Origin of the sequence: Amycolatopsis sp. WAC 04197, from assembly GCF_003947475.1 — a bacterium.
In the GTDB taxonomy this organism is placed as follows: domain Bacteria; phylum Actinomycetota; class Actinomycetes; order Mycobacteriales; family Pseudonocardiaceae; genus Amycolatopsis; species Amycolatopsis japonica.
Genome location: NZ_QHJK01000002.1, coordinates 562274 through 588295 on the forward strand (window position 1 = coordinate 562274; position 26022 = coordinate 588295).

The 26022-nt window shown below is 68.5% G+C and carries 27 protein-coding genes; 15 read left to right on the plus strand and 12 right to left on the minus strand.

Annotated elements, in window-relative coordinates:
* Position 1: 1 nt before the first annotated feature.
* Positions 2 to 1189 carry a beta-1,3-glucanase family protein gene (locus DMC64_RS09860; RefSeq protein WP_125733263.1) on the minus strand — a complete coding sequence of 396 codons (1188 nt, stop codon included), beginning with the start codon at positions 1187 to 1189 and terminating at the stop codon, positions 2 to 4.
* 305 nt (positions 1190 to 1494) lie between these two features.
* Between DMC64_RS09860 and DMC64_RS09865 the strand changes: the two genes are divergently transcribed.
* The 3 genes from DMC64_RS09865 to DMC64_RS09870 all read left to right on the plus strand — a co-directional run bounded on the left by DMC64_RS09865 (position 1495) and on the right by DMC64_RS09870 (position 3441).
* Positions 1495 to 2115, plus strand: a complete 621-nt coding sequence (locus tag DMC64_RS09865) for a sigma-70 family RNA polymerase sigma factor (protein ID WP_125733264.1) — start codon at positions 1495 to 1497, stop codon at positions 2113 to 2115.
* Positions 2116 to 2339: 224 nt separating this feature from the next.
* Positions 2340 to 2477 (plus strand): hypothetical protein, encoded by a 138-nt coding sequence (locus DMC64_RS42655; RefSeq protein ID WP_158634209.1) that lies wholly within the window; start codon positions 2340 to 2342, stop codon positions 2475 to 2477.
* A gap of 52 nt (positions 2478 to 2529) precedes the next feature.
* Complete coding sequence (locus DMC64_RS09870) at positions 2530 to 3441, plus strand: LysR substrate-binding domain-containing protein (protein WP_125733265.1); 912 nt, start codon at positions 2530 to 2532, stop codon at positions 3439 to 3441.
* Here DMC64_RS09870 and DMC64_RS09875 read toward each other — a convergent pair.
* The gene (locus tag DMC64_RS09875) at positions 3423 to 4430 is read right to left on the minus strand and encodes a small ribosomal subunit Rsm22 family protein (RefSeq protein WP_125733266.1); all 1008 of its coding nucleotides are present in this window, start codon (positions 4428 to 4430) and stop codon (positions 3423 to 3425) included. The two genes, DMC64_RS09870 and DMC64_RS09875, sit on opposite strands and share 19 nt — an antisense overlap.
* 133 nt (positions 4431 to 4563) lie before the next feature.
* Between DMC64_RS09875 and DMC64_RS09880 the strand changes: the two genes are divergently transcribed.
* Positions 4564 to 4980, plus strand: a complete 417-nt coding sequence (locus DMC64_RS09880; RefSeq protein ID WP_125733267.1) for a YciI family protein — start codon at positions 4564 to 4566, stop codon at positions 4978 to 4980.
* Between the two features lie 30 nt (positions 4981 to 5010).
* Positions 5011 to 6285 carry an RNA polymerase sigma factor gene (locus tag DMC64_RS09885; RefSeq protein ID WP_125733268.1) on the plus strand — a complete coding sequence of 425 codons (1275 nt, stop codon included), beginning with the start codon at positions 5011 to 5013 and terminating at the stop codon, positions 6283 to 6285.
* 57 nt (positions 6286 to 6342) lie between these two features.
* Here the strand turns inward: DMC64_RS09885 and DMC64_RS09890 are convergent, their stop codons facing one another.
* From DMC64_RS09890 to DMC64_RS09915, 6 genes are all read right to left on the minus strand, one after another.
* The gene (locus DMC64_RS09890) at positions 6343 to 6783 is read right to left on the minus strand and encodes a sigma factor-like helix-turn-helix DNA-binding protein (protein ID WP_233629609.1); all 441 of its coding nucleotides are present in this window, start codon (positions 6781 to 6783) and stop codon (positions 6343 to 6345) included.
* A gap of 76 nt (positions 6784 to 6859) precedes the next feature.
* On the minus strand, positions 6860 to 7732 hold the full coding sequence (locus DMC64_RS09895; RefSeq protein WP_037335447.1) for a hypothetical protein: 873 nt from the start codon (positions 7730 to 7732) through the stop codon (positions 6860 to 6862).
* Positions 7733 to 7839: 107 nt separating this feature from the next.
* A complete protein-coding gene (locus DMC64_RS09900; protein ID WP_125733269.1) occupies positions 7840 to 9522 on the minus strand; it encodes an L-lactate permease in 1683 nt (560 codons plus the stop codon).
* Between the two features lies 1 nt (position 9523).
* Positions 9524 to 10306, minus strand: a complete 783-nt coding sequence (locus tag DMC64_RS09905; protein ID WP_037335451.1) for an IclR family transcriptional regulator — start codon at positions 10304 to 10306, stop codon at positions 9524 to 9526.
* Positions 10307 to 10585: 279 nt separating this feature from the next.
* A complete protein-coding gene (locus tag DMC64_RS09910; RefSeq protein WP_037335452.1) occupies positions 10586 to 10993 on the minus strand; it encodes a CoA-binding protein in 408 nt (135 codons plus the stop codon).
* Between the two features lie 255 nt (positions 10994 to 11248).
* Complete coding sequence (locus DMC64_RS09915) at positions 11249 to 11821, minus strand: hypothetical protein (RefSeq protein WP_125733270.1); 573 nt, start codon at positions 11819 to 11821, stop codon at positions 11249 to 11251.
* A gap of 131 nt (positions 11822 to 11952) precedes the next feature.
* Between DMC64_RS09915 and DMC64_RS09920 the strand changes: the two genes are divergently transcribed.
* Both DMC64_RS09920 and DMC64_RS09925 read left to right on the plus strand, forming a co-directional pair.
* On the plus strand, positions 11953 to 12750 hold the full coding sequence (locus DMC64_RS09920) for a 2-keto-4-pentenoate hydratase (RefSeq protein ID WP_037335454.1): 798 nt from the start codon (positions 11953 to 11955) through the stop codon (positions 12748 to 12750).
* Complete coding sequence (locus DMC64_RS09925) at positions 12747 to 13508, plus strand: 2-keto-4-pentenoate hydratase (protein ID WP_199754945.1); 762 nt, start codon at positions 12747 to 12749, stop codon at positions 13506 to 13508. Before DMC64_RS09920 ends, DMC64_RS09925 begins: the two co-directional genes overlap by 4 nt.
* Here the strand turns inward: DMC64_RS09925 and DMC64_RS09930 are convergent.
* Positions 13489 to 14373 (minus strand): alpha/beta fold hydrolase, encoded by an 885-nt coding sequence (locus tag DMC64_RS09930; RefSeq protein ID WP_125733271.1) that lies wholly within the window; start codon positions 14371 to 14373, stop codon positions 13489 to 13491. The two genes, DMC64_RS09925 and DMC64_RS09930, sit on opposite strands and share 20 nt — an antisense overlap.
* A 13-nt stretch (positions 14374 to 14386) precedes the next feature.
* The gene (locus tag DMC64_RS09935; protein WP_199754946.1) at positions 14387 to 16273 is read right to left on the minus strand and encodes an ABC transporter ATP-binding protein; all 1887 of its coding nucleotides are present in this window, start codon (positions 16271 to 16273) and stop codon (positions 14387 to 14389) included.
* 235 nt (positions 16274 to 16508) lie between these two features.
* On the opposite strand from DMC64_RS09935, the gene DMC64_RS09940 reads away from it, so the two are divergent.
* Positions 16509 to 16940 carry a hypothetical protein gene (locus DMC64_RS09940; RefSeq protein WP_125733273.1) on the plus strand — a complete coding sequence of 144 codons (432 nt, stop codon included), beginning with the start codon at positions 16509 to 16511 and terminating at the stop codon, positions 16938 to 16940.
* On the opposite strand, the gene DMC64_RS09945 is transcribed toward DMC64_RS09940, so the two are convergent.
* Complete coding sequence (locus tag DMC64_RS09945) at positions 16924 to 17379, minus strand: cupin domain-containing protein (protein WP_125733274.1); 456 nt, start codon at positions 17377 to 17379, stop codon at positions 16924 to 16926. The two genes, DMC64_RS09940 and DMC64_RS09945, sit on opposite strands and share 17 nt — an antisense overlap.
* Positions 17380 to 17439: 60 nt before the next feature.
* On the opposite strand from DMC64_RS09945, the gene DMC64_RS09950 reads away from it, so the two are divergent.
* Genes DMC64_RS09950 through DMC64_RS09965 form a run of 4 tightly spaced genes read left to right on the plus strand, consistent with a single transcriptional unit; the run spans position 17440 to position 22658 of the window.
* On the plus strand, positions 17440 to 17982 hold the full coding sequence (locus tag DMC64_RS09950) for a TetR/AcrR family transcriptional regulator (protein WP_233629610.1): 543 nt from the start codon (positions 17440 to 17442) through the stop codon (positions 17980 to 17982).
* A 38-nt stretch (positions 17983 to 18020) separates the two neighbouring features.
* Positions 18021 to 19613 (plus strand): 2,3-epoxybenzoyl-CoA dihydrolase, encoded by a 1593-nt coding sequence (gene boxC / locus DMC64_RS09955; protein WP_125733275.1) that lies wholly within the window; start codon positions 18021 to 18023, stop codon positions 19611 to 19613.
* A 7-nt stretch (positions 19614 to 19620) separates the two neighbouring features.
* Positions 19621 to 21042 carry a benzoyl-CoA 2,3-epoxidase subunit BoxB gene (gene boxB, locus DMC64_RS09960; protein WP_125733276.1) on the plus strand — a complete coding sequence of 474 codons (1422 nt, stop codon included), beginning with the start codon at positions 19621 to 19623 and terminating at the stop codon, positions 21040 to 21042.
* A 17-nt stretch (positions 21043 to 21059) separates the two neighbouring features.
* Positions 21060 to 22658 carry a benzoate-CoA ligase family protein gene (locus tag DMC64_RS09965; protein WP_125733277.1) on the plus strand — a complete coding sequence of 533 codons (1599 nt, stop codon included), beginning with the start codon at positions 21060 to 21062 and terminating at the stop codon, positions 22656 to 22658.
* Between the two features lie 52 nt (positions 22659 to 22710).
* On the opposite strand, the gene DMC64_RS09970 is transcribed toward DMC64_RS09965, so the two are convergent.
* A complete protein-coding gene (locus tag DMC64_RS09970) occupies positions 22711 to 23163 on the minus strand; it encodes a MarR family winged helix-turn-helix transcriptional regulator (RefSeq protein WP_037335467.1) in 453 nt (150 codons plus the stop codon).
* Positions 23164 to 23260: 97 nt separating this feature from the next.
* On the opposite strand from DMC64_RS09970, the gene DMC64_RS09975 reads away from it, so the two are divergent.
* The 3 genes from DMC64_RS09975 to DMC64_RS09985 are packed head-to-tail and all read left to right on the plus strand — an operon-like array spanning position 23261 to position 26007.
* Positions 23261 to 24220 carry a ring-cleaving dioxygenase gene (locus DMC64_RS09975; protein WP_125733278.1) on the plus strand — a complete coding sequence of 320 codons (960 nt, stop codon included), beginning with the start codon at positions 23261 to 23263 and terminating at the stop codon, positions 24218 to 24220.
* Positions 24217 to 24822: an alpha/beta hydrolase gene (locus DMC64_RS09980; protein ID WP_125733279.1), complete on the plus strand. Its 606-nt coding sequence runs from the start codon at positions 24217 to 24219 to the stop codon at positions 24820 to 24822. Before DMC64_RS09975 ends, DMC64_RS09980 begins: the two co-directional genes overlap by 4 nt.
* A gap of 36 nt (positions 24823 to 24858) precedes the next feature.
* On the plus strand, positions 24859 to 26007 hold the full coding sequence (locus DMC64_RS09985; RefSeq protein ID WP_125733280.1) for a dipeptidase: 1149 nt from the start codon (positions 24859 to 24861) through the stop codon (positions 26005 to 26007).
* Positions 26008 to 26022: the final 15 nt, after the last annotated feature.

Here is a 26022-nt window from a genome sequence, read left to right on the forward strand (position 1 = left end):
GCTAGAACGCGGTCAGCGTGATCCGCGCTGTCCGCGGATCCCCGTCGTGCACCAGCGACTCGAAGTGCCCGACGTCGTCGAAGGCGAAGCCGTACGCCTTCCCGTCGACCATCTGCTCGTGCACGATCCGCGAGTAGTGGTCGGTCACGGGCTGCTTGTAGAACTGGCCCGCGTCATACGTCGGCTGGGTGTGCAGCGAGCCGAGCGTCGAGCGGTGCAGCGCCGCGCACAGGGTCCGCGCGATCGGGCCGACGACCTGGTCGTTCGGCGCGTGCAGCCGTCCGTCGCAGTTGAAGACGTCGCGGGTGCTCGGCTTGCTGAACGACGCCACTTCGGCGCCCGAGGTGTCGGTGAAGCGCAGGACGTCGTCCCCGCCGGTCCGGCCGGTGAACTTCTTACCGGGTTCGGCCTCGAACGGGACGACGGTGAGCGGCGTCGACTTGTAGGTGTTCCAGGCGCTCGTGACGTAGCCGTCGAGGTAGTTGCCGGCGAACTTGCCGGTGTCGAGCCCCTTGCCCGGCGCGAGGACCCGCAGCCGGTTGTACACCAGGTTCGAGAAGCCGGACTGGCCCTGGACGGCGTTGAAGACGTTCTCGCGGCCACCGGGCTTCAAACGGCCGGCTTCCTTGCTCGCGCCCGCCCCGTTGGTCAGCCCGACGGCGTGCGGCACGCTGAACATGTCGACCTGCGAGCTGTTGATGAACAGCCCGCCGTTGTCGTAGGTGAATTCGCTCCAGTCGAACAGGATGTCGCGGTTCGGGTCGCCGTCGGCCCACGGCGCGGGCTGCACCAGGCCGTCCGGGGTGAGGAAGAACTTGATCTTCTGCCCGAACGACATGTAGACCCGGCCCGAGAGCATGCGCGGGATCCGCAGCGTGGTCGAGCCGCCGTTGCCGGGGCCCGCGATCGAGACGTCCGGCGCGGGGCTCGGCGGGTTCGCGCCCGGCGGCCACGCGGTGAAGGCGCCGGCGGCGTTGACGTAGCCGAGTTTCCCGGTATTGAGGTTCGTGCCGAGCACGTAGAGGTGGACCGCGTCTGAGCGGTTCGAATTGTTCGTCACGGTCAGCGGCAGCGGATCGGGGCCCGCGGCGGCCGCGGTGGGCGCCGAAAGCGCCGAAACGCCGGTGACCAGGGGGAGGGCGACCGCCAACGCGGTCAAAACGCGCCGGACCTTCTTGCGGATGCGCACAGTTCACTCCTCGGCGGAATCCCGCCGCGGAGCGTGGACGCGCCGCGGCGGTGCTTGCGGATGTCGGCCGGGGGCGCGTTCCCGGCCTGGGCGTGACCTTGGCGAGGGGTCTCAGCACGGGAAGTTACGTCGCGGTACACCGACATGTCCAGACCACTGGTGGGAATCTGTCCGGTTTTCCGCCCAGGCGGACAATTCGTCGCGCATCCTTCGTCGATTGAGGTGGCCGGATTCCTCGACTACCGTTGTCCGGGTTCCGTCCTGGACCCCGGCGGCCGGGTTTTCTCATCCGTGGGGAGCGGGACATGAGCGACGAATTTCCGATGCGAAGAACCGGCGGCGGCGAGACGTGGATTTCCGCCGCCTCCTGGGACGGCCTCGCCAAGGCCGCGGCGGACGGCGAGCCGCACGGTATGGACGACCTCATGTCCGCCGTCGCGGCATGGGCACGGCAGTACACCGAGACCCGCCTCGGCGGCCATGAGCTGACCTACCTCGAACCGGCCGACGTCGCTCAGGAGATCTGCCTCGCGGTGTTGGTCGCCGTCCCCGGATACGGCGTACGCGGCGGTTCCTTCCTGTTCCTCCTGCGCGCCATCGCGGCGAACAAGGTCGCCGACGTCTTCCGGAAGGCGGCGCGGAGCAAGCAGGTGCTGACCGGCGAACTCCCCGAACGCCCGGCCGGACCGGCGGACGAACCGGAGCAGCGCGCGCTGCGGACCGACCTCGGGGTGCGGCTCGGCAGGCTGATGCGGATGCTGCCCGTCGCCCACCGTGAGGTGCTGGGGATGCGGGTGATCGGCGAGCTGACGTCGAACGAGACCGCCGCGGCACTCGGTACGACGTCGTCACGGGTGCGGGTGACGAAACACCGCGCGATCAGCAGGCTGCGGGCCTGCGCTCAGCGCCAGGACGCCTTGAGCTGAATACGGATCAACAACCGGACCAACGGATTCTCCCGTTTGGCGCGGGTTTCGAGAATGCGAACGCACATGGCCCCTCCAGAGCTCGCCGGCGAGCACCGTTGCCGAGGGCCAGGACAAGCGGTCTCGGTTTCCAGCCTAGGCGCGGTCCGGGGAGCCGGAACCGGCTGAACGGACCATTGACGGCCGTCCGCACCCGCCGTTCAGCTCTTCGGGCTACCGCATTGGTGCCGAAGAAGTCGTCGACTGCTATCGCGAACTCGCGGGGGCTTCCTTCGGCGAACGGCCAGGCGGCGGCGCTCGTGCGCAAGATCCTCGCCGTGGCGACCGGGATCATCGACCGCACGGTGGAAATCCCGCGCTGAGCGATACCGGTTCGGCGCTTGTCCGCCCCAGGCCGATTCCTAGACTGGATGGGTGTTCTCCCTGGAGCAGCTGGTGAGTTTCGTCGCGGTGGCCGAGGAACTGCACTACGGCCGGGCGGCGGAGCGGCTCTCGATGACGCAGCCGCCGTTGAGCAGGCGGATCCAGCTGCTGGAGCGGGAACTCGGGGCCGAGCTTTTCGACCGTACGCACCGCACCGTCCGGCTGACCCCCGCCGGACGGGTTTTCCTCGCCGAGGCAAGGAAGATCCTGCGTTCCTCGCACGAGGCGACGTTGTACGTCCGCCGCGTGAAGAAGGGTGAGGTCGGCGTCGTGACACTCGGTTTCACCGCCACGGCGGCGTATTCGTATCTCGAACGCGTCATCGCCGCGGCGAACGCCGAGGTGCCCGGTGTCGATCTCGTGCTCCGGGAGATGGTGACGGCGGTGCAGGTGGAGGAGTTGCTGGCGGGCGGGATCGACCTCGGCATGATCCGGCCACCGGTCGCGGGCGCCGACATCGTGACCCTGCCGCTGTGGCGGGAACCGCTGCTGGCCGCGCTGCCGTCGGCGCATCCTTTGGCGCGGCGCAAGAAGAATCCCGGCGTCCGTGATTTCGACGGCGAACCGTTCATCATGTATTCGCCGTCGGAAGGCCGGTACTTCCACGATCTGCTCGTGGCGGTGTTCCGCGCCGCCCGGGTGTCGCCGGAGTACACGCAATACCCCTGCCAGGTGCATACGGTGCTCGCGCTGGTGAAGGCGGAACTCGGCGTCGCGCTGGTGCCTGCCGCGGCGGGCACGCTGCGCTTCGAAGGTGTCGTGCTCCGTCCGGTGGACGGGGTCGAGGGCCGTCCGGTGGAACTCGACCTGATGTGGCGGCGCGGCAACGACAATCCGGCGCTCGGCGCGCTGCTCACCGCCATCGGCAATCCGCCGCGGCGCCGTCAGTCCACTGTGGAGTGATCGGGCCAGGCGTCGCCCCATTCCGCGTCGCGGGCCGCGCGGTAGGCCGGGCCGTGCCGTTTGGTGACGATCTTCTCGGTGAGCCCGGACTCGGCGCACAGGGACAGGCTGACCATGCCCTTGCGTTTGGCCGGATGCCGCAGGACGCGGGCGTCGGCCCGTTCCGGCGCCGTGCGGGACGCGACGACGTAGGAGAACTTCTCGTCCTCGAAGCCCAGCGTCCCGGACTTGAGCTGACGGTGCAGGCCGGTGCGCGGGAGGCGCGCGGAGAAATGACACCAGTCCTTGCCGCGCGGGATCGGGCACTCGCGCTCGTGCGGACAGGGCGCGACCAGGGAGAGCCCGAGCCCGACGAGCTGATCCCGCGCCGCGACGATCCGCTCGTAACCCGCGGGGGTGCCGGGCTCGATCAGCACCAGCATCGAGGCCTTCGCCGAGAGCCAGCGGACGGTGTCGGCCCGGCGCGCTTCGGGCAGCTCACCGAGGACATAGGAGAGGGTCACCAGATCGGCCTCGGGCGCGGGCGCCGCCGGGTCGATCAGGCCGCGTCGCCAGGTCGAGCCCCGGACGGCCTTGTCCCCGGCGTTCTCCGCGAGCCGCCGCCCCAGCGCGATCGCGCCGGGGACCTGTTCGACGACGGTGCTCTCCTCCAGTGACGGCCACACGTCGGCCGCCGCCCAGATCGCGGCGCCGGTTCCGCCGCCGATGTCGATCTGCGTGCGCGGAGCGAACCCAGGGGCGCGAAGGGCGGCTTCGGCGAGGACGGCGTGTACGGCCGCGTACGTGGCCGGCATCCGGTAGCCCGCGTACGCCGCGACGTCCGCTTCGGACGAGAGGATGGGCGCGCTCGCGGGGGCGTTCTCGCGGTAGCGCGTGCTGAGCCGCTCGACGGACTGCGTCAGCCTGTTCTGCGGGTACTTGCCCAGCTCTTCGTCGAGGGCGGAGCGGAGGGTTTCGGGGAGTGCGGACACGGTCGAAGATTCTCGCATGGGTGGTTGACCTGCGGTTTTCCGGCTGCTCGAATATCCGCGGAAAAAAGTTCGGGGACCGTGTCGAAACCCGGGGTGCCCGATCGACGCGTAGATGTGGCAGGGACGAGCCCCGCCGGGAACGGAGACTTCGATGCGGTTCATGGTGATTGTCAAGAGCGACGAGAAGACCGACGTGGCCGGCGCCCAGCCGAGCGCCGAGGAACTGCAGGAGATGGGGAAGTTCAACGAGGAGCTGGTGAAGGCCGGCGTCATGCTCGCGGGTGAAGGCCTGCTGCCCAGCTCCGAGGGCTTCCGCCTCCAGTACTCCGGCGACACCGAGGCGCGCGTCGTCGACGGGCCGTTCGCCGAGAGCAAGGAACTCATCGCGGGTTTCTGGATCCTGCAGGTCAAGGACCGCGCCGAGGTTATCGAATGGATGAAGCGCGCGCCGTTCCGCGAGGGCGAGATCGAGATCCGCCGGATCGCGGAGATGGAGGACTTCGACAACGCGACCCCGGAGATCGTCGAGCACGAGCAGAAGCTGCGGCAGCAGGCAGAGACCAACTAATGGTTGCGGTCGTCGCGCCGACGATGTTGATTGGTCGGCGTGACGGCAACGACAGACTCCCGTTCGGCGATCGACGCGGTGTGGCGGATCGAATCGGCCCGCCTCATCGCCGGCCTCGCGCGGATGACGCGCGACGTCGGCCTCGCGGAGGAGCTGGCGCAGGACGCGCTGGTCGCCGCGCTCGAACAGTGGCCTGAGTCGGGCGTCCCGAGGAATCCGGGCGCCTGGCTCATGACCACGGCCAAACGCCGGGCCGTCGACACCTTCCGGCGCAACGAGCGGTACGAGAAGAAGCTCGGCGAGATCGGCCGCGAGCAGGAGTACGAGGAGGAACCCGACTTCACCGCGGGCCTCGACGACCATATCGAGGACGATCTGCTGCGGCTGGTGTTCACCGCCTGCCATCCGGTGCTTTCGACCGAGGCGCGGGTGGCGCTGACGCTGAAGATGATCGGCGGGCTGCAGACGCACGAGATCGCGCGGGCGTTCCTGGCCAAGGAGACCGCCATCGCGCAGCGGATCGTGCGGGCGAAGAAGACGCTCGGCGACGCCAAGGTGCCGTTCGAGGTGCCCGAGGGGGCGGACAGGGTCGCGCGTCTTTCTTCGGTGCTCGAAGTCATCTACCTGATCTTCAACGAGGGCTATTCGGCGACGGCGGGCGAGGACTGGATGCGGCCCGCGCTGTGCGAGGAGGCGCTGCGGCTCGGGCGGATCCTCGCCGGGCTGATGCCGAAGGAACCCGAGGTGCACGGGCTCGTCGCGCTGATGGAGATCCAGGCTTCACGGTCCGCCGCCCGCGTCGGGCCGAACGGCGAACCCGTGTTGCTGATGGACCAGGACCGCACGAAATGGAACCGGATCCTGATCGGCCGCGGCCTCTCCGCGCTGGAGCTCTCCGAGTCGCTCACGGGCGGCGCTTTCGGCGTCTACGCGGCGCAGGCCGCCATCGCCGCCTGCCACGCGCGGGCGCGGACGGGCGAGGAGACCGACTGGGCGCGGATCGCCGTCCTGTACGAAGGGCTCGGGAAGCTGAACCCGTCGCCGGTGATCGAACTGAACCGCGCGGTGGCGTTGTCGATGGCCGTCGGGCCGGAGGCGGGGCTGGAGATCGTCGACAAGCTGACGTCGGAGCCCGCGCTCAAGGCGTACCACCTGCTGCCGAGCGTGCGCGGCGACTTCCTGTCGAAACTCGGCCGCCTCGACGAGGCCCGCGCCGAGTTCGAGCGCGCGGCGGAGATGACCGGGAACGACCGGGAGCGCACCCTGCTCCTGAACCGCGCGGCCGAATGCACCCCTCGCGATTAGTCCTCTGAATGCGGTGGTTCGTGGTGCGAACCACCGCATTCAGAGGACGAAACGCCGTCAGGCGCGGGCGGGGCGAAGCGCGGTCAGCGCCCGGTGCTGGCCCAGCCGGACCGCCTGGACGGAGCAGCCGAGCGCGAGCGCGGTGTCGTCGGCGGAAAGCCCGACGAGCGACCGCAGCACCATGATCTCGCGCTGCTGCCCCGGCAGCCCCGAAAGCGGATTCGGCAGTTCGGCGGCGGTCCGGTGGAAGTCGTCGACCAGACCGTGCGTGACGTCGTAGGCGAACGCGAGCAGGGCGCGCGCACCGGCCGTCCCGGCGACGATTTCGCGGCAGCTGTCCTTGGCGACCGCGTCGGCGATGTCGTAGGTGCCCGAACGACGACCGATCCGCGCCCGGCAGTAACGCACGACCAGGACGCGGACGGCGTCGACGAGTTTCGAAGTCGGCTCCATCCGCCCGTCGGCCTCCTCCGGCCGTCGCGAACCGTGTCCTTCCATCGGCTCCCTCTCCCACCTTTCAGATGAGCACGGCCGCGGGGGAGGGAGGTACGGTCTTTTTGCCCACACGAGTGGGTCAGGCCTCGATGAAGACGATCCGCTCGGGCTCGATCGTGAGGCTCACGGTCTGCCGCTTCACGCTCACCAAGGTCTCGAATTCCGTCGCGTGCCCGTCCGGGACGGTGAACAGGCGATCGTTGCGCGAATCGAGGAAGTCGGAGAAGCCGGTCAGCGAGACCCCGCCGCTTTCGTCGAGCGCGAGGTAGTCGACGAGCCGGCGGAACAGTTTCGGCAGGATCACCAGTTCGTCGGCGAGTTGCCGCCGCGACGCGAGCTTGAACCCGGAGTTCGTGACGTCCTGCGGCCACAGCCCGAGCCCGTTCTGGCGGGCTTTGACCGCGGCTTCGGCCAAGGCGTCACGGAGATCGGGATAAAGCAGTGAATAGAACGTCGGATAGACGAGACCGTCCGCGACCTGCCGGTAGTTCGCGGAGTTCTTCAGCGTTTTGACGTCGAGATGGACCTTGGAAAGGTCCGCCGACCGGCCCGGCCGCTGCCCGGGAAAGGCGAACGCCACGGCTCGTCCGTATTTGTCGGCGAATCGCGTCAGTATGTGACCGGCTACCTTGATCGGCGTCGACGAAGTGACCGTTCCCCGCTCGTCGCGTTCGACGGTTTTGAAGCCGAGGCACTTCAGCAGGTTCGCCGCGGCGGCGTCGGCGAATTCCGCGGGCTGGTGCCACATCCCGCCGGTTCCCCTGGCCTGGTAATGCGTTTCGAGCGCGTCGATCGCGTCGAGCCGCAACTGCATCCCGCCCCGCGAATTGAGCCGGACCTTCAGGCCCGCCTTCTTGGTCGCCTGCGGGTCTTCGGGATAGAACCGCACCGAATCGCCGTCCGGTGAGGCTCCGACAAGCTGGAACGTACCTTTGATCAGCGTCATGGGCATGAGGACAACGGTAGTTCGCATTCCGGTGAACGGATCCGGTGTTCATCCATCCAGCCCAATGGCCGGTTAAGATCGGATGACCATTGTGGACATTATCGAATTCACGTTCACGACGGGATCATGAACCGCAGCACCGTCGCCTGCAGCAACGAGATCACCCCGACCACGGCGGTCAGCACCACCGACCACAGGAACGTCTGCCACAGCAGCGCGCCTTCCTCACCGGACCGGCCGATCGCGGTGGCACCGATGGACAGGTTCTGCGGCGAGATCATCTTGCCCATCACGCCGCCGGAGGTGTTGGTGGCGCCGGCGAGGATCGGGTCGACGTGCAGTTGCTGCGCCGAAATCACCTGCATCGGCCCGAAGAGACTGTTCGTCGACGCGTCCGAGCCGGTGAGGAAGACACCCAGCCAGCCGATGTAGGCGGAGAACAACGGGAACAGCACCCCGGTGGTCGCGAGCGCGAGGCCGAGGGTCTGCGTCGCACCCGAGTAGTTCATGACGAACGCGATCGCGAGGATCATGAAGATCGTCGCCAGCGCCCACCGCATCTGGTGCAGTGTCCGGCGGTAGGTCGCCAGCAGCAGCCGCGGTTTCGCGCCCATCGCGAACCCCGCCACGATCGCCGCGATCAGGGCCACCGTTCCGGGCGAATAAAGGAAGTCGACGGTCAGCGTCGCCGCGTACGGCGTGTCCTTGGGCGTGATCGGCGGGTGCTGGACGACCTCCTTGTGCAGCCCCGGCCACGCGAACATCCAGTCGGCTTTGTGCAGCAGCTTCGTCAGGTCCAGCCATTCGGGCAGGTTCTTGAAGATCGTGCCGATCCGGGAAAGGAAGATCGCCGCGATCAGGATGATGTACGGCGCCCACGCGTACAGCGCGCCGCGTCCGGCCTTCGCCGCGCCGAGACTGGCCTTCACCGGTTCTTCGCCGTCGAAACGCCAAACCGCCGAAGGCTGCCAGAACCGCGTCAGGATCCACAGCGACGCCATCGCGGCGAGCGCGGCGACGACGTCGACGAGGCTCGGGCTGATGAAGTTCGAGGTGACGAACTGCATGACGGCGAACGACAGCCCGGCCGTCAGCACGGCGGGCCAGACCTCGATCATCCGCTTCCAGCCCGCGAGGACCACGATCAGGAAACCGGGGACGATCAACGCCAGCAACGGGAGCTGGCGCCCGACCATCGACGAGAACAGTTCCGTCGCCTGCTCCTGTTTCAGGTCGAGGATCGGCGCGGTCAGCCTGCCCAGCACGATCAACGGATTGCCGAGACCGCCGAACGCGACCGGCGCGGTGTTCGCCAGCAACGCCAGCACGACCGCCTTCACCGGCGGGAAACCGAGCGCGGCCATCATCGCCGCGGTGATCGCGATCGGCGAGCCGCCGCCCGCGATCCCTTCCAGCAGCGCGCTGAAACCGAACGCGATCAGCAGTGCCTGGAGGCGGCGGTCCTCACTGAACCCGGCGAGGACCGCCTTGATGTCGTCGAATCGTCCGGTCGCGACGGTGACGTTGTGGAAGTACACGGCGTGGAACGCGATCCAGGCCACCGACCACACCCCGAAGACCAGCCCCATGGCGGCGGAATCGAGGGCGAGCCCGGCGGGCATGCGGTACAGCAGCACCGCGACCAGCAGCGCGGTGATCAGCGCGAGCCCGGCCGAGAGCTGCGCCGAGCGGCGCAGGACTCCCAGCGTCACCAGCAGCACGATGATCGGCAGCGCCGCCAGCGCGGCGGACAGCCACAGCCCGCCCGCCGGCTGGTAGTCCTGGAGCCAGCCCACCTCAGGCCCTTTGCGCGCGCACGTAACCCAGGCGGAGCGACAGCGCGGCGGCGGTCCCGGCCACCGTCGCGCCGAGTTCGTCGGTGCGACGGAGCACACGGCCGGCGGGGCCCGCGACGCTGATCGCGGCGATCGGCCGTCCGGTGTGGTCGCGGACGGCGGCGGCCACACAACCGACGTCCGGTTCGTTCTCGACGTCGTCCACCGCCCAGCCGCGACGGCTCGTCCTGGCGAGATCGTCGAGCAGCCGGACGGGATCGTTGATCGTCTTGAGCGTGAGACTGTCGAGTTTCATCCGGCGGATGCGCTCGACACGGTCCTGTTCGGGCAGCGCCGCCAGCCAAGCCTTGCCCAGCGACGTCGCGTGCTGCGGACGGCGGGTGCCGAGGCGGCAGGCCAGCGTGACGGCGTTGGCACTGCGTTCGGTGGCGACGTAGACCATCGTGTCGTTGTCCGGGACGGCGAGATACGTGGTCTCGCCGCTCCGCTCGGCGAGCGAGGCGAGGTAGCGCGGCGCGCAGCGGTGGAGGTCGGTCGCCGCCATCGCGCGGGCGCCGAGTTCGACCAGCCGGGTACCGAGCCGCACACGGCCGGTGGCGCGATCGGCTTCGAGGTATTCGAGATTCTTGAGGGTGCCTACGATGCGGTAGGCGGCACTCCGCGAGAGACCCAGTTGCCTGGCGATCGCGTTGGTGGAAATCTCCTGGTTCTGGCCGACGTGCTCGAGAACCGCGAGACCGCGCTCGAGTGTGCCACTGGAATCCAGCCCGCGTGGTGTGCCCACTTCGCCCTCCGTAGGACCGGGGTGCCGATCATCGGCACCTGTTTCCGCTAAGCGGATTCGGACGTTAACAGTTCACCGGACCCTTGGGAAGGTTTCTTAACAAACTGGCGACCGGACAAGTTTTCCCAGCTCTCGGGCTTCCCGTCAAGATCACCGGTTTGGACCAATCCGTTCGGCGGTCCGATTCGGCGTATGACTTCAGGGGTCATTTTTCTGTTCACGGACATGAAAGAACCCTCGCCGGAAAATCGCGGCGAGGGTCCGGGGTGGAGTCCGTTTCTAACGCACCGAGAGGTTTCCGATCGCTCGGACGACCGCCGTGCAGCGGTCTTCGACGTAGTCCAGACCGCCTTCTTCGGCGATCCGGCGGGACTCGGCGGAGACGATGCCCTGCTGCAGCCAAAGCGCCTTCGCGCCGATCGCGACGGCCTGTTCGGCGATCGGCGGGGTGTCGGCGGACGGGCGGAAGACGTCGACCAGGTCGACGGGTTCCGGGATGTCGGTGAGCGAGCGGTAGACCTTCTCGCCCAGCAGTTCGTCGGCCGACGGGTGGACCGGGATGATCCGGAACCCGTGTGCCTGCAGTACGGCGGCGACCCCGTGCGAGGACTTGGCCGGATCGCGGCTCAGTCCCACGACGGCGATCGTCTTCGATCCGGCGAGGATCTCGGTGGCGCGATCGGTCATATCCCGTACAACCACGGCGGGCGGCCGCGAATTCCTGAAGGTCGCCTGTCCTGTGGCTTGCGTTGACCTTGGACGGCCCTTGATCGCCAGTGGCGGCGGTTGCGGCAGGTTAACCGAAGCCCGCTACGCCTCAAGCGTCCACTGTGGACACGTCTCGGCGACGGCATGTCCGATTAATGTCGAAATGGGTGATCCTGTCGAGGGTCGTGAGTGGCAAATGTCGTTCTAACCCTCTTTGTCACTCACGACCCCCTCCTAGAGCTTCCAGAGCCGCAGCCCGCGCACCCGGTACACCGGCCAGACGACGTGCCACACGCGGCGCCGCAGGAAGACCGCGGAACAGGTGAGGACACTGCGTGCGGACGTCGTCGCGACGTCGTGGCGGTCCGGCCAGATCTCGCCGTGCCGCCCGGCGGCGATCCGGAAGACGTTGACCAGACCGCGGCCCTGCAGGTCGAACTTCGCGCCGGTGTCGCCGGAATCCGGGGTCAGTGACGCGATCTCCGGGCCGAACGCGGCCGCGGGCGCCGGCCCCGCGTCGGCGGGGAGATCGCCGACGGTGGCCGAGACGGCCTTGCCGTAGAGGCGCCGGGTGTAGCGCTGGAGCAGCAGCCGCTCCCACAACGGCAGGACCCGGCGGTGCTTGAGCAGCGCCGAACACTCCGCGTGCCCGATGGCGAAGATGTCGGTCAGCTCGTCGTAGGCATTGTGCGCGGTGGGCTCGTTGAGGTGCACCCGCACCTCGTAGCGGATACGCGCGGTGAGCTCGTCGAGCTCCTCGCGGCGGTCGATCCTGGCCTTCGCCCTGGAGAGCGCCCAATCGGACATGGGAGCAGGCTAGGTGATGATCGGGGTCGTGCGAGACCCTTTCGGCCTAATCTCGTCGTACCGGCCAGTGGAACGGCCGTCTTGTGCGGTCCGGGGTGACGGGGCAGAGTCCGACTGGTCGGAAGGAGCCCATGGACGCCAGCACGCTGCAGGAGGCCGCGGCCGCGCTGCTCAGCGCGTACGAGACCGGCAAGCCGATCGCGCCCCTCATCGAGACCTATCCCGCCGCGACGCTGGAGGACGCGTACCGCGTCCAGCAGCGGCTCGTCCGCCATTGGGCCGAGCGCGGCGACGGCGTGCGCGGGCACAAGGTCGGCCTCGCTTCCGCCGCCATGCAGCGGCAGATGGGCGTCGACCAGCCCGACTACGGCCATCTGACCGCTTCGATGTTCCATCTCGAACACCAGCCGATCCCGATCGGCGGCTTCCTGCAGCCGAAGATCGAACCGGAGATCGCGTTCGTGCTCGGTTCGCGGCTGCGCGGCCCCGGGGTCACGGTGGCGGACGCGCTGCGGGCGGTGGACTTCGTCGTCCCGGCGCTGGAGATCGTCGATTCCCGGATCCGGGACTGGAAGATCAGCATCGTCGACACCATCGCGGACAACGCGTCTTCGGGCGGTGTCGTCCTCGGCAGCAGGCCGACCGCGATCGGCGACATCGACCTGCGGCTGGTGGGCTGCGTCCTGCACCAGAACGGGGAGATCGCGGCGACCGGCGCCGGTGGCGCGGTGCTCGGTTCGCCGGTGAACGCGCTGGTATGGCTCGCGAACACGGTCGGGCCGCTCGGTGTCGCGCTCGAACCGGGGCACGTCGTGCTGCCGGGTTCGATGACGCGGGCGATCCCGGTGAATCCGGGCGACACCGTCGTCGCGACGATGGCGGGACTCGGCAGTGTCACCGCGAAGTTCTCCGGGGAGGAACGGCCGTGAGCCTCGAGGTGCGGGAGGCGGCGGAAGCGCTGCTGTCCGGGGAAGAACGCGAGCCGCTGACCGACACGTGGCCGGAGCTGGACATCGACACCGCGTACGCGATCCAGGACGAGGCGCTCCGGCTCAGGCTGGAGCGCGGCGAGACGCTGATCGGCGTCAAGCTCGGCCTGACCTCGCGCGCGAAACAGCAACGCATGGGCATCGACTCGCCGTTGCTCGCGTGGCTGACCGACGCGATGGTGCTCCCCGCCGGGGTGCCCGTGCCGTCCCTGCTCCATCCGCGTGCCGAGCCGGAGCTGGTTTTCGTTCTGGGACAACGTCTTTCGGGGCCTGGCGTGACCGCGGCGACCGCGATGGCGGCGGTGGACCGGGTCCACGGCGGTGTCGAGATCATCGACAGCCGCTACCGCGACTATCGCTTCGAGCTGCCGGACGTCGTGGCGGACAACGGTTCTTCCGCGTACGTCACGCTCGGGCCGGTGGGCGCACAGCCCGCATCGCTGGATCTGTCGCTGGAGGTGGCCCTGCTGGAGGTCGACGGCGCGATCGTCGACACCGCCACCGGGGCGGCGGTACTGGGGCATCCGGCGGAGGCGCTGGCGCTGGCGGCCAACGCCCTCGGTGCGCGCGGGCGCGCGCTGGAGCCGGGCTGGCTCGTGTTCACCGGCGGGATGACCGACGCGGTCGACGTGCGCCCGGGTTCACGGGTGGCGGCGCATTTCTCGAACCTGGGCTCGATCACGCTCGCCGGGTCTTGACGTCGGCGCGGTCGGCCGTCCGGAGCAGACCGCGCGTCAGCCGGGGCCAGATCGCGCGCGGCAGGTCGTGCCCCATGCCCGGGACGATGTCCACTTCGGACTCCCGCAGCGCGCGGGCCGTCGCCCGGCCGCCGGAAACGTGCACGAGCGGATCCTTCGAACCGTGCACGACGAGCGCGGGCACGTCGACCTTCCGCAACGCGCGGAAGCGATCCCGGCTCGAAACGATCGCCGCCAGCTGCCGCGCCGTCCCGCCAGGGTTGACGCCGCGATCGAACGACCGCTCCGCGCGCTCCCGCATCCGGGCCTCGTCGAAGGGATAACCGGGCGAACCGATCACGCGGAACGTGCGCACCAGTTGCTCGACGTACTCCTCGCGGCCGCGCGGGGGCGCCGAAAGCAGCATCGCCATCGCCTTGGCGCTCGGCCGCCCGACGAACCGGTTGCCGGTGGTCGACATGATCGACGTCAGCGACCGGACCCGCGACGGATACTCGATGGCCAGGGTCTGCGCGACCATCCCGCCCATCGACGCGCCCACGACGTGCGCGCTCGCGACGCCGAGCTCGGTCAGCAGCCCGGCGGCGTCGCCCGCCATGTCCGCCAAGGAGTACGGCGCCGTGCGCAGGGCGTAGGCGAGCGGCAGGTTCACCCGGCCGGTCATCCGGCTGGACCGGCCGGCGTCCCGGTTGTCGTAGCGGATGACGAAGAACCCCTCGGCCGCGAGGTTCTCGCAGAGTTCGTCGTCCCACCAGATCATCTGGGAGGCCAGGCCCATGATCATCAGCAGCGGTCTGCCGTCCGGCGAGCCGAACGTCTCGTGGCACAGCTGGATGCCGTTCACTTCGGCGATCTTCTCCGGCATCACGACAGTGTGCCTACTCACCGCGGTACGCGCGAGCCTGGATTTCGTAAAGTTCGTGGTAGAGCCCTCCTTCCTCGATGAGTTCGGCGTGCGTGCCCTGCTCGATCAGCCGCCCCTTCTCCAGCACCAGGATCCGGTCCGCGGAGCGGATGTTGGCCAGCCGGTGGGTCACCAGGATCGTCGTGCGCCTGCTCGCGTGCCGCAGCCCGGCGAAGACCCGGGCCTCGGCCTTCGCGTCGAGCGCGGCCGTCGGCTCGTCGGCGACCAGGACGGCGGCGTCCCGGTAGATCCCCCGGGCGATGCCCATCCGCTGCCATTGCCCGCCCGAGAGGTCCTGCCCGTCGTCGAACTTCTTGGACAGCACCGTCTTCTCCTTGGCGGGCAAGGATTCGATCACCTCGTCGGCGCCGGAAGAGGTGATCGCGTCCTGCCAGGCGACGCGGTCCGGGTCCTCGCGGCCGAGCCTGCCGACGGTCACGTTGTGCTCCGCGGTCATCGGCCATTCGGCGGGATCCTGGGCGATCACCGCGATGTTCGCGTGCACCGACTCGTGATCGGCGCCCGCGAGATCGACGTCGTCCCAGTACACCTTTCCTTCCGAGGGCGGATAGAGCCCGGTGAGCAATTTGCCCAGCGTGGTCTTGCCCGACCCGTTCTCCCCGACGAGGGCGATCACCTCACCGCGCCGGATGGTCAAGGAAACGTCGCGCAGAGCCGGGGTTTCCTGGCCGGGATAGGTGAACCCGACGTTCTCCAGCCGGATCTCCTCGGGGTCTTCAGGAGCGGCGACCCCGCCCTTCACCGGGCCGCGTTTCGCGGATTCCACGAGCAGCCGGTGGAAGAACGCGATGTAGAAGGACTCCTCGTACAAGGAGTTCACCGCGTGCATCGTGATGGACAGCGAGTTCGACGCCGTCCGCATGGCGAGCGCGGCCGTCCCGGCGAGGGCGAGTTCCATCTGCCCGCTGTGGAGCAGGAGACCGAGCACCAGATACGCGATCGCGGTGCCCACCCCGGCCGCCGCGCGGCCGGTCAGCCGGACCATGTTGCTGCGATGCGCGAGCCGGACCTCTTCGCGCATCAGGCTTTCCGTGATCCGCCGGTACTCCTGGAGCAGCGGCTCCTGGAGGGTGAGGGCGTGCCGTTCGAGGGCGAACTGGCGCCACGTGGCGACCTCCTCGACGATCCCCTTCCGGATGTTGCGGCCGACGGTGTCGAGATAATGCCGGTAGTTCAGGCGCGCGACCTTCGCCGCCGCCCAGCCGTCGGCGACCGCGGCGAGCAGCAGCACCGGCGCGAGCCACGGGTTGAGCAGACCCGCTGCCACCAGCGCGGCGACCAGCGAGATCAGCGCCGACGTCAGATCCGCGAGCCAGCGCAGGCTCATCTCGATCGACCGGACCCCGTATCGCGCGCCCTGCCTGGCCAGCTCCCGGAAATCGGCGTCCTCGAAGGCCAGCAGCCGCACCCGGACCATCGCCGCGGTGACCTCGTCACCCGCCGACGTCACCACCCGCGGCCGGAGCGCGCCCTCGACCGCGGCCACCGCGGTGTCGAGCAACGCGCGCAAGGCGTACGTGCCGACGACGACCACCAGCGCGGGCAGCGATTGCAGGACGCGTTCCGGCGTCGGCCCGCTCTCCAGCAACGCGATGAACACGTTCGCCGTCGCCAGCAGGCCGAACGCCGTGACACAGCCGGAAAGCAGATGGACGACGCCGGCGAGCAGGGTCAGCCGCGGCGATGTCCGCCAGGCCAGCCGCAGCACGATCGCCACGGCGGAGGGGAGCGTGCGGATGGCCTTGACCATCCCCGCTTGGGCCACGGTCTCGTCGACCGCGGCCCACTCGGGCATCTTGAGGTTCTCGACCCCGATCAGGGGCACGGTCGTTTCGGGCACTCCTCCTTCTCTACGCGCACCCACCGACATTTCCGAGAGCCGAAGAGGTGCTCGGCGTCGGCACCTTGGTCGCCTTCATGTACTTGCCCGCCGACTCCTCACAGCCAGCCAGTCAGCATCGCTACCGGAGTACAGGGTGTGTGGAAATAGAGACACTCAACGTCCCTATTTCCACACACCCCGCCTTGGGCTACGCTCTCGCTAGAGCGATCTATCAAATCGCAAGGGGGCGAACATGGAAGCTCTTCGAACCGGCGGCCTCACCGCGCTACGCCTGATCCTGGCCTTCACCCTGCTGACCACCACGTTGCACTACGCGCACAACGTGATCAGGGCTGCCGACTATCCGCAGATCGAGGGGATCCCGGTGGCGGTCGCCGCCACCTTGGTCGCCGTCGCGTACGTCGTCTTCGCCGCGTTCGGTCTCGCCGGCTACCGCGACTACCTGCGCGGACGCTACTGGCGGGCGCTCGCGTTCCTGATGGTCTACTCGCTCTCCGGCCTCGCGAGCCTCGGGCATTTCCTGGTCGCCGTGCCGCAGATCCCGGCCTTCTGGTTCGCCACCATCTACACCGATACCGCCTCGGCGCTCGCGTTGTGGGTCTTCGTGACCTGGGCGGCGACGAAACTCAACCGCGTTCCCGCGGTGGTCAGCTCCCATACGTGATGCGGTGGGGCGCGGCGACCCGGTTGATCTTCGCCGGGTCGATCGCGCCTTGGGTGAAGACCGCCGGTCCCGCCTCGAACAGGTCCTCCAGGTAGTGCTCCCAGCCGCCGGGGGACGAGATCTGCAGAACCCGCGGCGGCTCGGAGACGCGGCGCAAGGCATGCGGGACGCCGCGCGGCAGCAGGACGAAAGTGCCCTTCGTCGCGATGTGGGTCTCGTCGTCGAAGTCGATCCCGAGTTCGCCTTCGAGGACGTAAATGCATTCGTCGGCTTCGTGGTGCACGTGCCGCGGGATGTCCATGGCGAGGGTGACCTCGAGCAGCGAGAACCTCGTTTCGGTGTCTTCGGTCATCGCCTTCACGCTGAACGAGGGCGGCAGCGGAACCCGGCCGGGGCGGGCTTGACCAGGCTTGAGCAGGAGAAAACGGTCCTTCGACATGCTATGCTGCCCTTCAATCGGAAACGGACTCCGTTTCCACTTAAACGCGAAGGAGGCGGGTTGTCAATCAAGCCGCGAGCGGACGCGGAACGCAACCGGGCGAAGGTGGTCGACGCCGCGCGCGCGTTGTTCGCCGAACGCGGGGACGACGTGCAGATGCCGGAGATCGCCCGCGCGGCCGGGGTCGGCGTGGGGACCGTGTACCGGCACTTCCCGGATCGCCAGGCGCTGGTCGAGGCGGCGGCGGAGCACCGGTTCGCGGAGATCGAGCAGTACGCCCGGGCGCACTGTTTCGGTGAGGATTCCGGTCTGGAGCGCTATTTCCGGTACGTCGGCGAGGTGCTGGCGGGCGATCGCGGCCTCACCGCCGCCATCGATTCGGCCCGCGGGCGGCCCGGGAGCGAGCCGCGCGGTTCTGCTCGCGAGCGCCTCGAAACGGTGGTCGCCGAGATCATCGCCCACGACCAGGCTGCCGGCCGTCTTCGGTCGGACTGCACGGTCGCGGACGTGTATCTCCTGGTCGGCGCGCTTTCCTCGGTCATCCGCAAGGGCGCCGACTGGGTGCGTTTCCACGACCTGCTCCGTGACCAACTTTCTACATAACATTGACGCTGATCAGTGCAATGTAGACAATCTGAAGGGTGACGCGGACCACATCGGTGACGTTCGAACGTCATCCCAGCGGCTACCGGCACTGGAAACTGACCACCGACGGCGACGTCGCGTGGCTCGAACTCGATGTCGACCCCGACGGCGGCCTCGTCCCGGGTTACGAGCTCAAGCTCAACTCGTACGACCTCGGCGTGGACATCGAGTTGTACGACGCCACGCAGCGGCTGCGGTTCGAACATCCCGAGGTCCGCGTGGTCATCGTGACCAGCGCGAAGGACAACGTCTTCTGCGCCGGCGCGAACATCCGCATGCTGGCGTCGTCGTCGCACGAGTGGAAGGTGAACTTCTGCAAATTCACCAATGAGACCCGCAACGCCATGGAGGACGCCGCCGCGTATTCGGGCCAGCTCTACGTCGCGGCGGTCAACGGCACCTGCGCCGGCGGCGGCTACGAGATCGCTCTCGCCTGCGAAAAGATCCTCCTGGTCGACGACAACTCCTCGACCGTCGCGCTGCCGGAGGTACCGCTTCTCGGCGTCCTCCCCGGAACTGGCGGGCTCACCCGGGTGGTCGACAAACGCGGCGTACGGCGGGATCTCGCCGACGTCTTCGCCACACGCCCCGACGGAGTGAAAGGGCGGACCGCCGTCGACTGGCGGCTCGTCGACGAACTCGTGCCCCGGCAGGGATTCCGCGAAGCCGTGCTGGCCAGGGCGAAGGAGTTCGCGCGGACGAGCGAGCGGCTCGACGGCGAAGGTGTCGAGCTGAAGCCGCTCAAGCATCGTTATGTCGACATCGCCCGTACCGCGACCGAAGCGACGATCACCGTCAAAGGGCCGGAGGACGACGACGGCTGGCTGTTGGACGTCACGCGCGAGCTGGACGACGCGATCCTCCGGCTCCGCACCAACGAACCCGAACTCGGCACGTGGGTGCTCCGCACGGAAGGCGATCAGGCGAAGGTCCTCGAACGCGAACGCGCCGTGTTCGACGCGAAAGACTGTCTGAGCAACGAAATCGTCCACTACTTCAAGCGGACGCTGAAGCGGCTGGACGTCACCAGCCGTAGCCTGATCGCCCTCGTCGAGCCGGGTAGCTGCTACGCCGGGCTCCTGCTGGAACTCGCGCTCGCCGCCGACCGGCAGTACATCTTGGACGGTCCGCCGATCGACGACGAAGACAGTGAAGAACGAGCGGCGATCACGTTGTCCGAAGCCAACTTCGGCCGCTTCCCGATGGGCAACGGCTTGACCCGCCTCGAATCCCGCTTCTTCGGGGACCCGGACCACGTCACGAGGCTCGCGGAGGTGCGCGGCAAGGCGCTGAGCCCGGCGGAAGTGAACGACCTCGGCCTCGTCACCGACGCCCCGGACGACCTCGACTGGGAGGACGAGATCCGGATCGCGTTGGAAGGGCGGGCTTCGCTCAGCCCCGACGCGTTGACCGGAATGGAGGCCAATCACCGGTTCGTGGGTCCCGAAACCCTGGAAAGCAAGATCTTCGGCAGGCTCGCCGCGTGGCAGAACTGGATCTTCACTCGTCCGAACGCATCCGGTCCCGAGGGCGCGTTGCGTCGCTACGGTACTGGTCAGAAGGCCGTCTTCGACAGGAAGCGGGTTTGAACAGCCCATGCCCACCAAGATCGATTACGACGCCAAGATCCCCAACAACGTCGACCTCTCCGGTGATCGCCGCCTTCAGCGGGCGCTGGAAGGTTGGCAGCCGAAGTTCCTGGACTGGTGGGGCGAAATGGGCCCGACCCTGCGGACGCAGGGGGTCTACCTGCGCACCGCGGTGAGTGTCGGCCGGGACGGCTGGGCGCATTTCGACCACGTCAACGTGCCCGACTACCGGTGGGGGATCTTCCTCGCGGAGCCGGACCCCGACCGCGTCATCGGTTTCGGCGAGCACAAGGGCGAGCCGGCCTGGCAGCAGGTTCCCGGCGAATACCGCGCCGACCTGCAGCGGCTCATCGTCATCCAGGGCGACACCGAACCCGCTTCGGTCGAGCAGCAGAAACTCCTGGGCCTCACCGCGCCGAGCCTCTACGACCTGCGGAATCTTTTCCAGGTCAATGTCGAAGAAGGCCGCCATCTGTGGGCGATGGTGTACCTGCTGCACGCCTACTTCGGTCGCGAAGGCCGGGACGAGGCGGAAGGATTGCTGCTCCGGAATTCCGGAAGTCCGGACGCCCCGCGGATCCTCGGCGCCTTCAATGAGGAGACCGCGGATTGGCTCGCGTTCTACATGTTCACCTATTTCACCGATCGTGATGGCAAATATCAGCTCGGCACCCTCAAGGAAAGCGGCTTCGACCCGCTTTCCCGCACTTGTGAATTCATGCTCAAGGAAGAGGCGCACCACATGTTCGTCGGCACCACGGGGGTCGACCGGGTGGTCACCCGCAGTGCCGAACTGATCCGCGAACACGACACCTTCGACATCGGCGGGTACGGGGGCATCCCGCTGGACGTCATCCAGCGTTACCTCAACTTCCACTACACCGTCTCGCTCGACCTCTTCGGCGGGGAGACCTCGACCAACGCGGCGAACTACTACACCGCCGGGCTGAAAGGCCGCTGGCAGGAGCCCCGCCGCAAGGACGACCACAAGCTCACCGACGCCGCCGGATCGCTGTCGCGGCCGAAAGCCGACGGCACCTGGGAGAGCGAGGAACACGCGGCCATCCTGCTGCTGAACCTCGACCTGCGGGAGGAGTACCGCGCCGACTGCCAGACCGGGGTCAACCGCTGGAACAAGATCCTGGACGAGGCGGGCGTCGACTTCCGATTCGTCCTCCCGCACCCTGGATTCAATCGCGAAGTCGGCATAAACTCCGGCCACCATGTGACGCCCGACGGCACCGTTGTCGACGAGCGGACGTGGCTGGCCGGCAAACGCAAGTGGCTGCCCACTCCCGAAGACCTGACTTTCGTCCGATCGCTGATGCACCCGGTGTACGAGCGAGGAAAGATCGCGAGCTGGGTGGCGCCGCCACGCCAGGGCATCAATGGGAAACCGTTCGACTACGAATACGTTTACCTGAGCTGAGCGATTGAGGTGCGCCCGTGACCGCTGCTGCTACCGGGTTCAACGCGGCGAGCTACCTGCTCGACCGGCATCTGGCGGAAGGGCGGGGCGCGAAGGACGCGGTCGTTTCCCCGAGGCGAAGTCTCACGTACGCGGGGTTGGCGGCCGAAACCCGGCGGGTCGCGGCAGGGCTGAAGGCGATCGGCGTCCGCCCGGAGGAGCGGGTCCTGTTCTGCATGGCCGACGACGTCGAACTGCTCACCGGCATCCTCGGCGCGATGCTGGCCGGAGCGGTCGCGGTACCGGTGTCCACCATGGTCACCGGGCTGGACCTCGGCAAGATGCTCGCCGATTCGCGGGCCAGGGTCCTGTGCGTCTCGGGCGAGTTCGCGTCGCAGGCGACGGTCGCGCTGGGGCTGGCGCCGGAGGTCACCGACGTCGTGCTGGACCGGGCGAAGGCGGCCGATCTGCCGTCCGGGATCCGCACGCACCAGTGGGGCGATCTGTCCACAGTGGACGACGTCGGTTTCGAACCGGCGCCGACCTGGGAGGACTCGCCCGCGCTCTGGCTGTACACCTCGGGGACGACGGGCAAGCCGAAGGGCGCGATGCACCGGCACGCGGGTATCCGCGCGGTCTGCGAGACGTACGCGCGCGGCGTGCTGGACATCGGGCCGAACGACCGGTTCCTCTCCGTCCCGAAGCTGTTCTTCGCCTACGGCTTGGGGAATTCGGCGTTCTTCCCGCTCGCGGCCGGCGGGACGGCACTGCTCGAACCGGCGAGGCCGACCCCGGGACTGATCGCCGCCAGGGCGCGTGCGGAGCGGCCGACGTTGTTCTTCGCCGTCCCGACGTTCTACGCGGCGCTGCTCGCCAGCGACATCCCCGACGACACGTTCGCCTCGGTGCGCCAAGCGGTTTCGGCGGGCGAACCGCTGCCCGCCGTGCTGTACGAACGGTTTCGCGACCGGTTCGGCGTCGAGATCCTCGACGGGATCGGCTCGACCGAGGCGTTGCACATCTTCCTGTCCAACCGGCCGCGTCAGGTCCGGCCCGGCAGTACCGGGACGCCGGTGCCGGGTTACGAGATCGCGCTGCGCGACGAAAACGGCGAACCGGTGCCGGACGGGCAGCCCGGTGAGCTGTTCGTCGCCGGGCCGTCGATCGCGACCGGGTATTGGGCCCGTTACGAGACGACGAAGCAGGTCTTCCAGGGCGAATGGCTGCGGACGGGCGACAGTTTCGTGCGCAACGCCGATGGCAGCTACACCTGTCTGGGCCGCTTCAACGACATGCTGAAACCGGGTGGGATCTGGGTTTCGCCCACCGAGGTCGAGGACCGGCTGCGGCAACATCCGGCGGTCGCCGAGGTCGCGGTGGTCGCCGCCTTCGACGCCGACGGCATCGAGAAACCGGTCGCGTGCGTGGTCGGCGTGCCGGGGCACCGGCTCGACCCGGACGAGCTGATCGAGTTCTGCCGGGCGGGCCTGGCGTCGTTCAAACGGCCGCGGGGCATCGTCGAACTGGGCGAACTGCCGAAGACGGCGACCGGGAAGATCCGGCGCAACGTCATCCGGGAACTGGTGCGGGACATGTACGAGGTCCAGGCCCCCGCCCCGCCGCATTTAGTCCTCTGAATGCGGTCCTTGCACACGCAAGTACCGCATCCAGAGGACGAAACGCGGGGAGTCAGGAGCCGTTGACGGTACGCAGGGTGCGCATGGCTTCGGCGAGCGCGTGCGCGTCGTCACCGAGCGGAGTCAGGACGATGCGCCGCAGGATCTCCGCACACGCCTCCCGCGCCTTCTCCGCGACGTCGAGACCGTGCTCGGTGAGCGCCGCGAACGTGACCCGGCGGTCGTCCGGGCTCGGCACCCGGCAGATGAGGTCCGCGGCGACCAGCCGGTCCGCGACCTTGGTGAACCCGCCGCTGGACAGCGCCGCCTCGACGGCCAGCCGCGTCATCGGCATCCGGTGCTCGGGAGAGCGCACGAGCCGCAGCAGGATGTCGAACGACGCCGGCGCCAGGCCGAACCGTTCGGCGATCTCGCCCATCAGCTTGTTCTGCGTGGCCAGGTAGCCCTCGATCACCAGGCCCCACCACGTGACCACTTCGTCGTCTTGCGGTTCCTCGGTTGTCACGCGGGCGAGAGTACACCAAGAACTCTTCCAGGAATATATCTTGCGCGCGAGAGGTTATCGGGCTAGCGTGATTCCACCGGCTCCAGAGGAGGGCACCATGTCGATCAAGACTTCGGGCCTGCACCACGTCACCGCCATCGGTGGCGACCCCCAGCGCAACGCGGACTTCTACACCCGGGCCCTCGGCCTGCGGCTGGTGAAGACCACCGTCAACTTCGACGACCCCGGCACCTACCACCTCTACTACGGCGACGGGTCCGGCAAACCCGGCTCGCTGATGACGTTCTTCCCGTGGAAGGACGCGCCGAAGGGCCGTCACGGCACCGGCCAGGCGACCACGACGTCGTTCTCCGTGCCGGAGGCCTCGCTCGGCTGGTGGAAGCAGCACCTCGCCGCGAGCGATGTCGAGACGAGCCAGATCCGGAACTCCGACGGCGAGGAGACGCTCACCTTCGCCGATCCGGACGGCCTGAAGCTCGCGCTCGTCGCGCATCCGCAGGGCGACCCGCGTGACCCGTGGGACACGAAGCTCGTCCCCGCCGAACACGCGATCCGCGGCCTGCACTCCGTCACGCTGTCGGTGTCCAAAGAGGACGCGACCGCCGGGATGCTGACCGACGGCCTCGGCCTGTCCTTCGAGCACCAGGACGGCAATCGCCTCCGGTTCTCCGCCGGCGAGGGCGGCCCCGGCGCGCTCGTCGACGTCCTCGTGACCCCCGACGCCCCGCGCGGGCTGGTGGCGGCGGGCACCGTGCACCACGTCGCCTGGCGCGCGCCGGACGAAGAGACCCAGGCCGCCTGGCGCGACGAGCTCATCGACGACGGCGTGAACGTCACGTCCATTTTGGACCGTCAGTACTTCCGCTCGATCTACTTCCGCGAGCCGGGCGGCACCCTGCTCGAGGTCGCGACCGACGAACCCGGTTTCGCGATCGACGAGCCGCTGCTCGAACTCGGCCGCGCGCTGAAACTCCCGCCGTGGCTGGAACCCAAGCGCGAGGACATCGAGGCCATGCTGCCGAAGCTGGACCTTCCGAGCGAGAACAACCCGCGATGAGCACCTTGGAGCACAAGTACGTCGAGGGCGCGGCCGACGAGCCGGTGCTGCTGCTCCTGCACGGCACCGGCGGCGGGCCGGACGACCTCGTGCCGCTCGCCCGGCAGCTGAGCCCGGCGTCGGCGCTGCTCGCGCCGGCCGGGCCGGTGTCGGAACACGGTGCGGCGCGCTGGTTCCGGCGGCTGGCCGAGGGCGTCTTCGACCACGAGGACGTCGTCTTCCGCGCGAACCAGCTGGCCGATTTCGTCCTCGCCTCGCGCGAGGAATACGGCCTCGGTGACCGGCGGCTCGTGGCCATCGGGTTCTCCAACGGCGCCAACATCGCCGCCGCGGTGACCCTGCTCCGTCCGGACGCCGTCCGCGAGTCCGCGCTGTTCGCGGCGATGTCACCGCTTCCGGAGCCGCCACGCGAAGACCTGTCCGGTACCAGGGTCTTCCTGTCGAACGGCGAGCACGATCCGATGGCGCCGCTGGGTTCGGCCGAGACACTCGTCCGTGACCTGCGCGAACGCGGCGCGGACGTGGTCGCCCACCGGCATCCCGGCGGGCACCAGGTCACCGGCAACGGTTTGGTAGCGGCCGCCGGGTGGCTCAACCCGTAACGGGGAGAGCAAAGCACGCGAACGTAAAATCGTCCGATGACTAACGGGGACCTCGTCCGCGCCCAGGCCCTGCTCGACAGGGTCCTCCTCGCGGACGGGCACAACGATCTGCCATGGGAACTGCGGGTCACGACCGGGCCGGATCCGGTCGAGGCCGTGGCGGGCACGGATCTCACGGTCCGTCAGCCGCATCTCCACACCGACTTCCCGAAGCTCGCCGAGGGCAGGCTCGGGATGCAGTTCTGGTCCGTCTACGTGCCTTGCCAGTTCGAGGGGCACAGCGCGGTGACGGCGGTCCTCGAACAGATCGAGATCGTGCACCAGATGGCCGAGCGATACCCCGATCGCCTGGCCCTCGTGGACACCGCCGACCAGGCCGAGGCCGCCTTCCGCGACGGCAAGATCGCTTCGCTGCTGGGTGCCGAGGGCGGCCACAGCATCGCCGAATCCCTTGGCGTGCTGAGGATCCTGCGCCGTCTCGGCGTCCGCTACATGACGCTGACGCACAACTACAACACCACCTGGGCCGACTCCGGCACCGACGAACCCGAACACGGCGGGCTCACCGAATTCGGCCGCGACGTCGTCCGCGAGATGAACGAGATCGGCATGCTCGTCGACCTCTCGCACGTCGCGCCGAGCACCATGCGCGCCGCGCTGGAGGTCAGCTCCGCGCCGGTGATCTTCAGCCACTCCTCCTGCACCGCGGTCAACGATCACCCCCGCAACATCCCCGACGACGTGCTGGAAACGCTGGCGGCCAAGGACGGCGTCGCGATGGTGACGTTCGTGCCGGGCTTCATCTCGCCGAAGGTCGCAGAGTGGGACGACCGGCTGCGCCTGGACATGGAAGCCGCGGGCAAGGACTACCGCGACATCGACCAGCGCACGAAGTTCACCGCGGAACGAGGCGGGCCGGAGAAGCCGAAGGCGGGTATCGACGACGTCGTCGCGCATATCGAGCACGCGCGTGAAGTGGCCGGTGTCGACCACATCGGACTCGGCGGTGACTACGACGGAGTCGCGACGTTGCCCGAAGGCCTCGAAGACGTTTCCAAGTATCCGGTGCTGTTCGCCGCGCTGCTGGAACGCGGCTGGAGCGAAGAAGACTGCGCGAAGCTGGCCGGGAAGAACACCTTGCGCGTGCTGCGCGCGGCGGACGAGGTCACCCGTTCGGACGCTTGAGAGCGCGATCCAGCC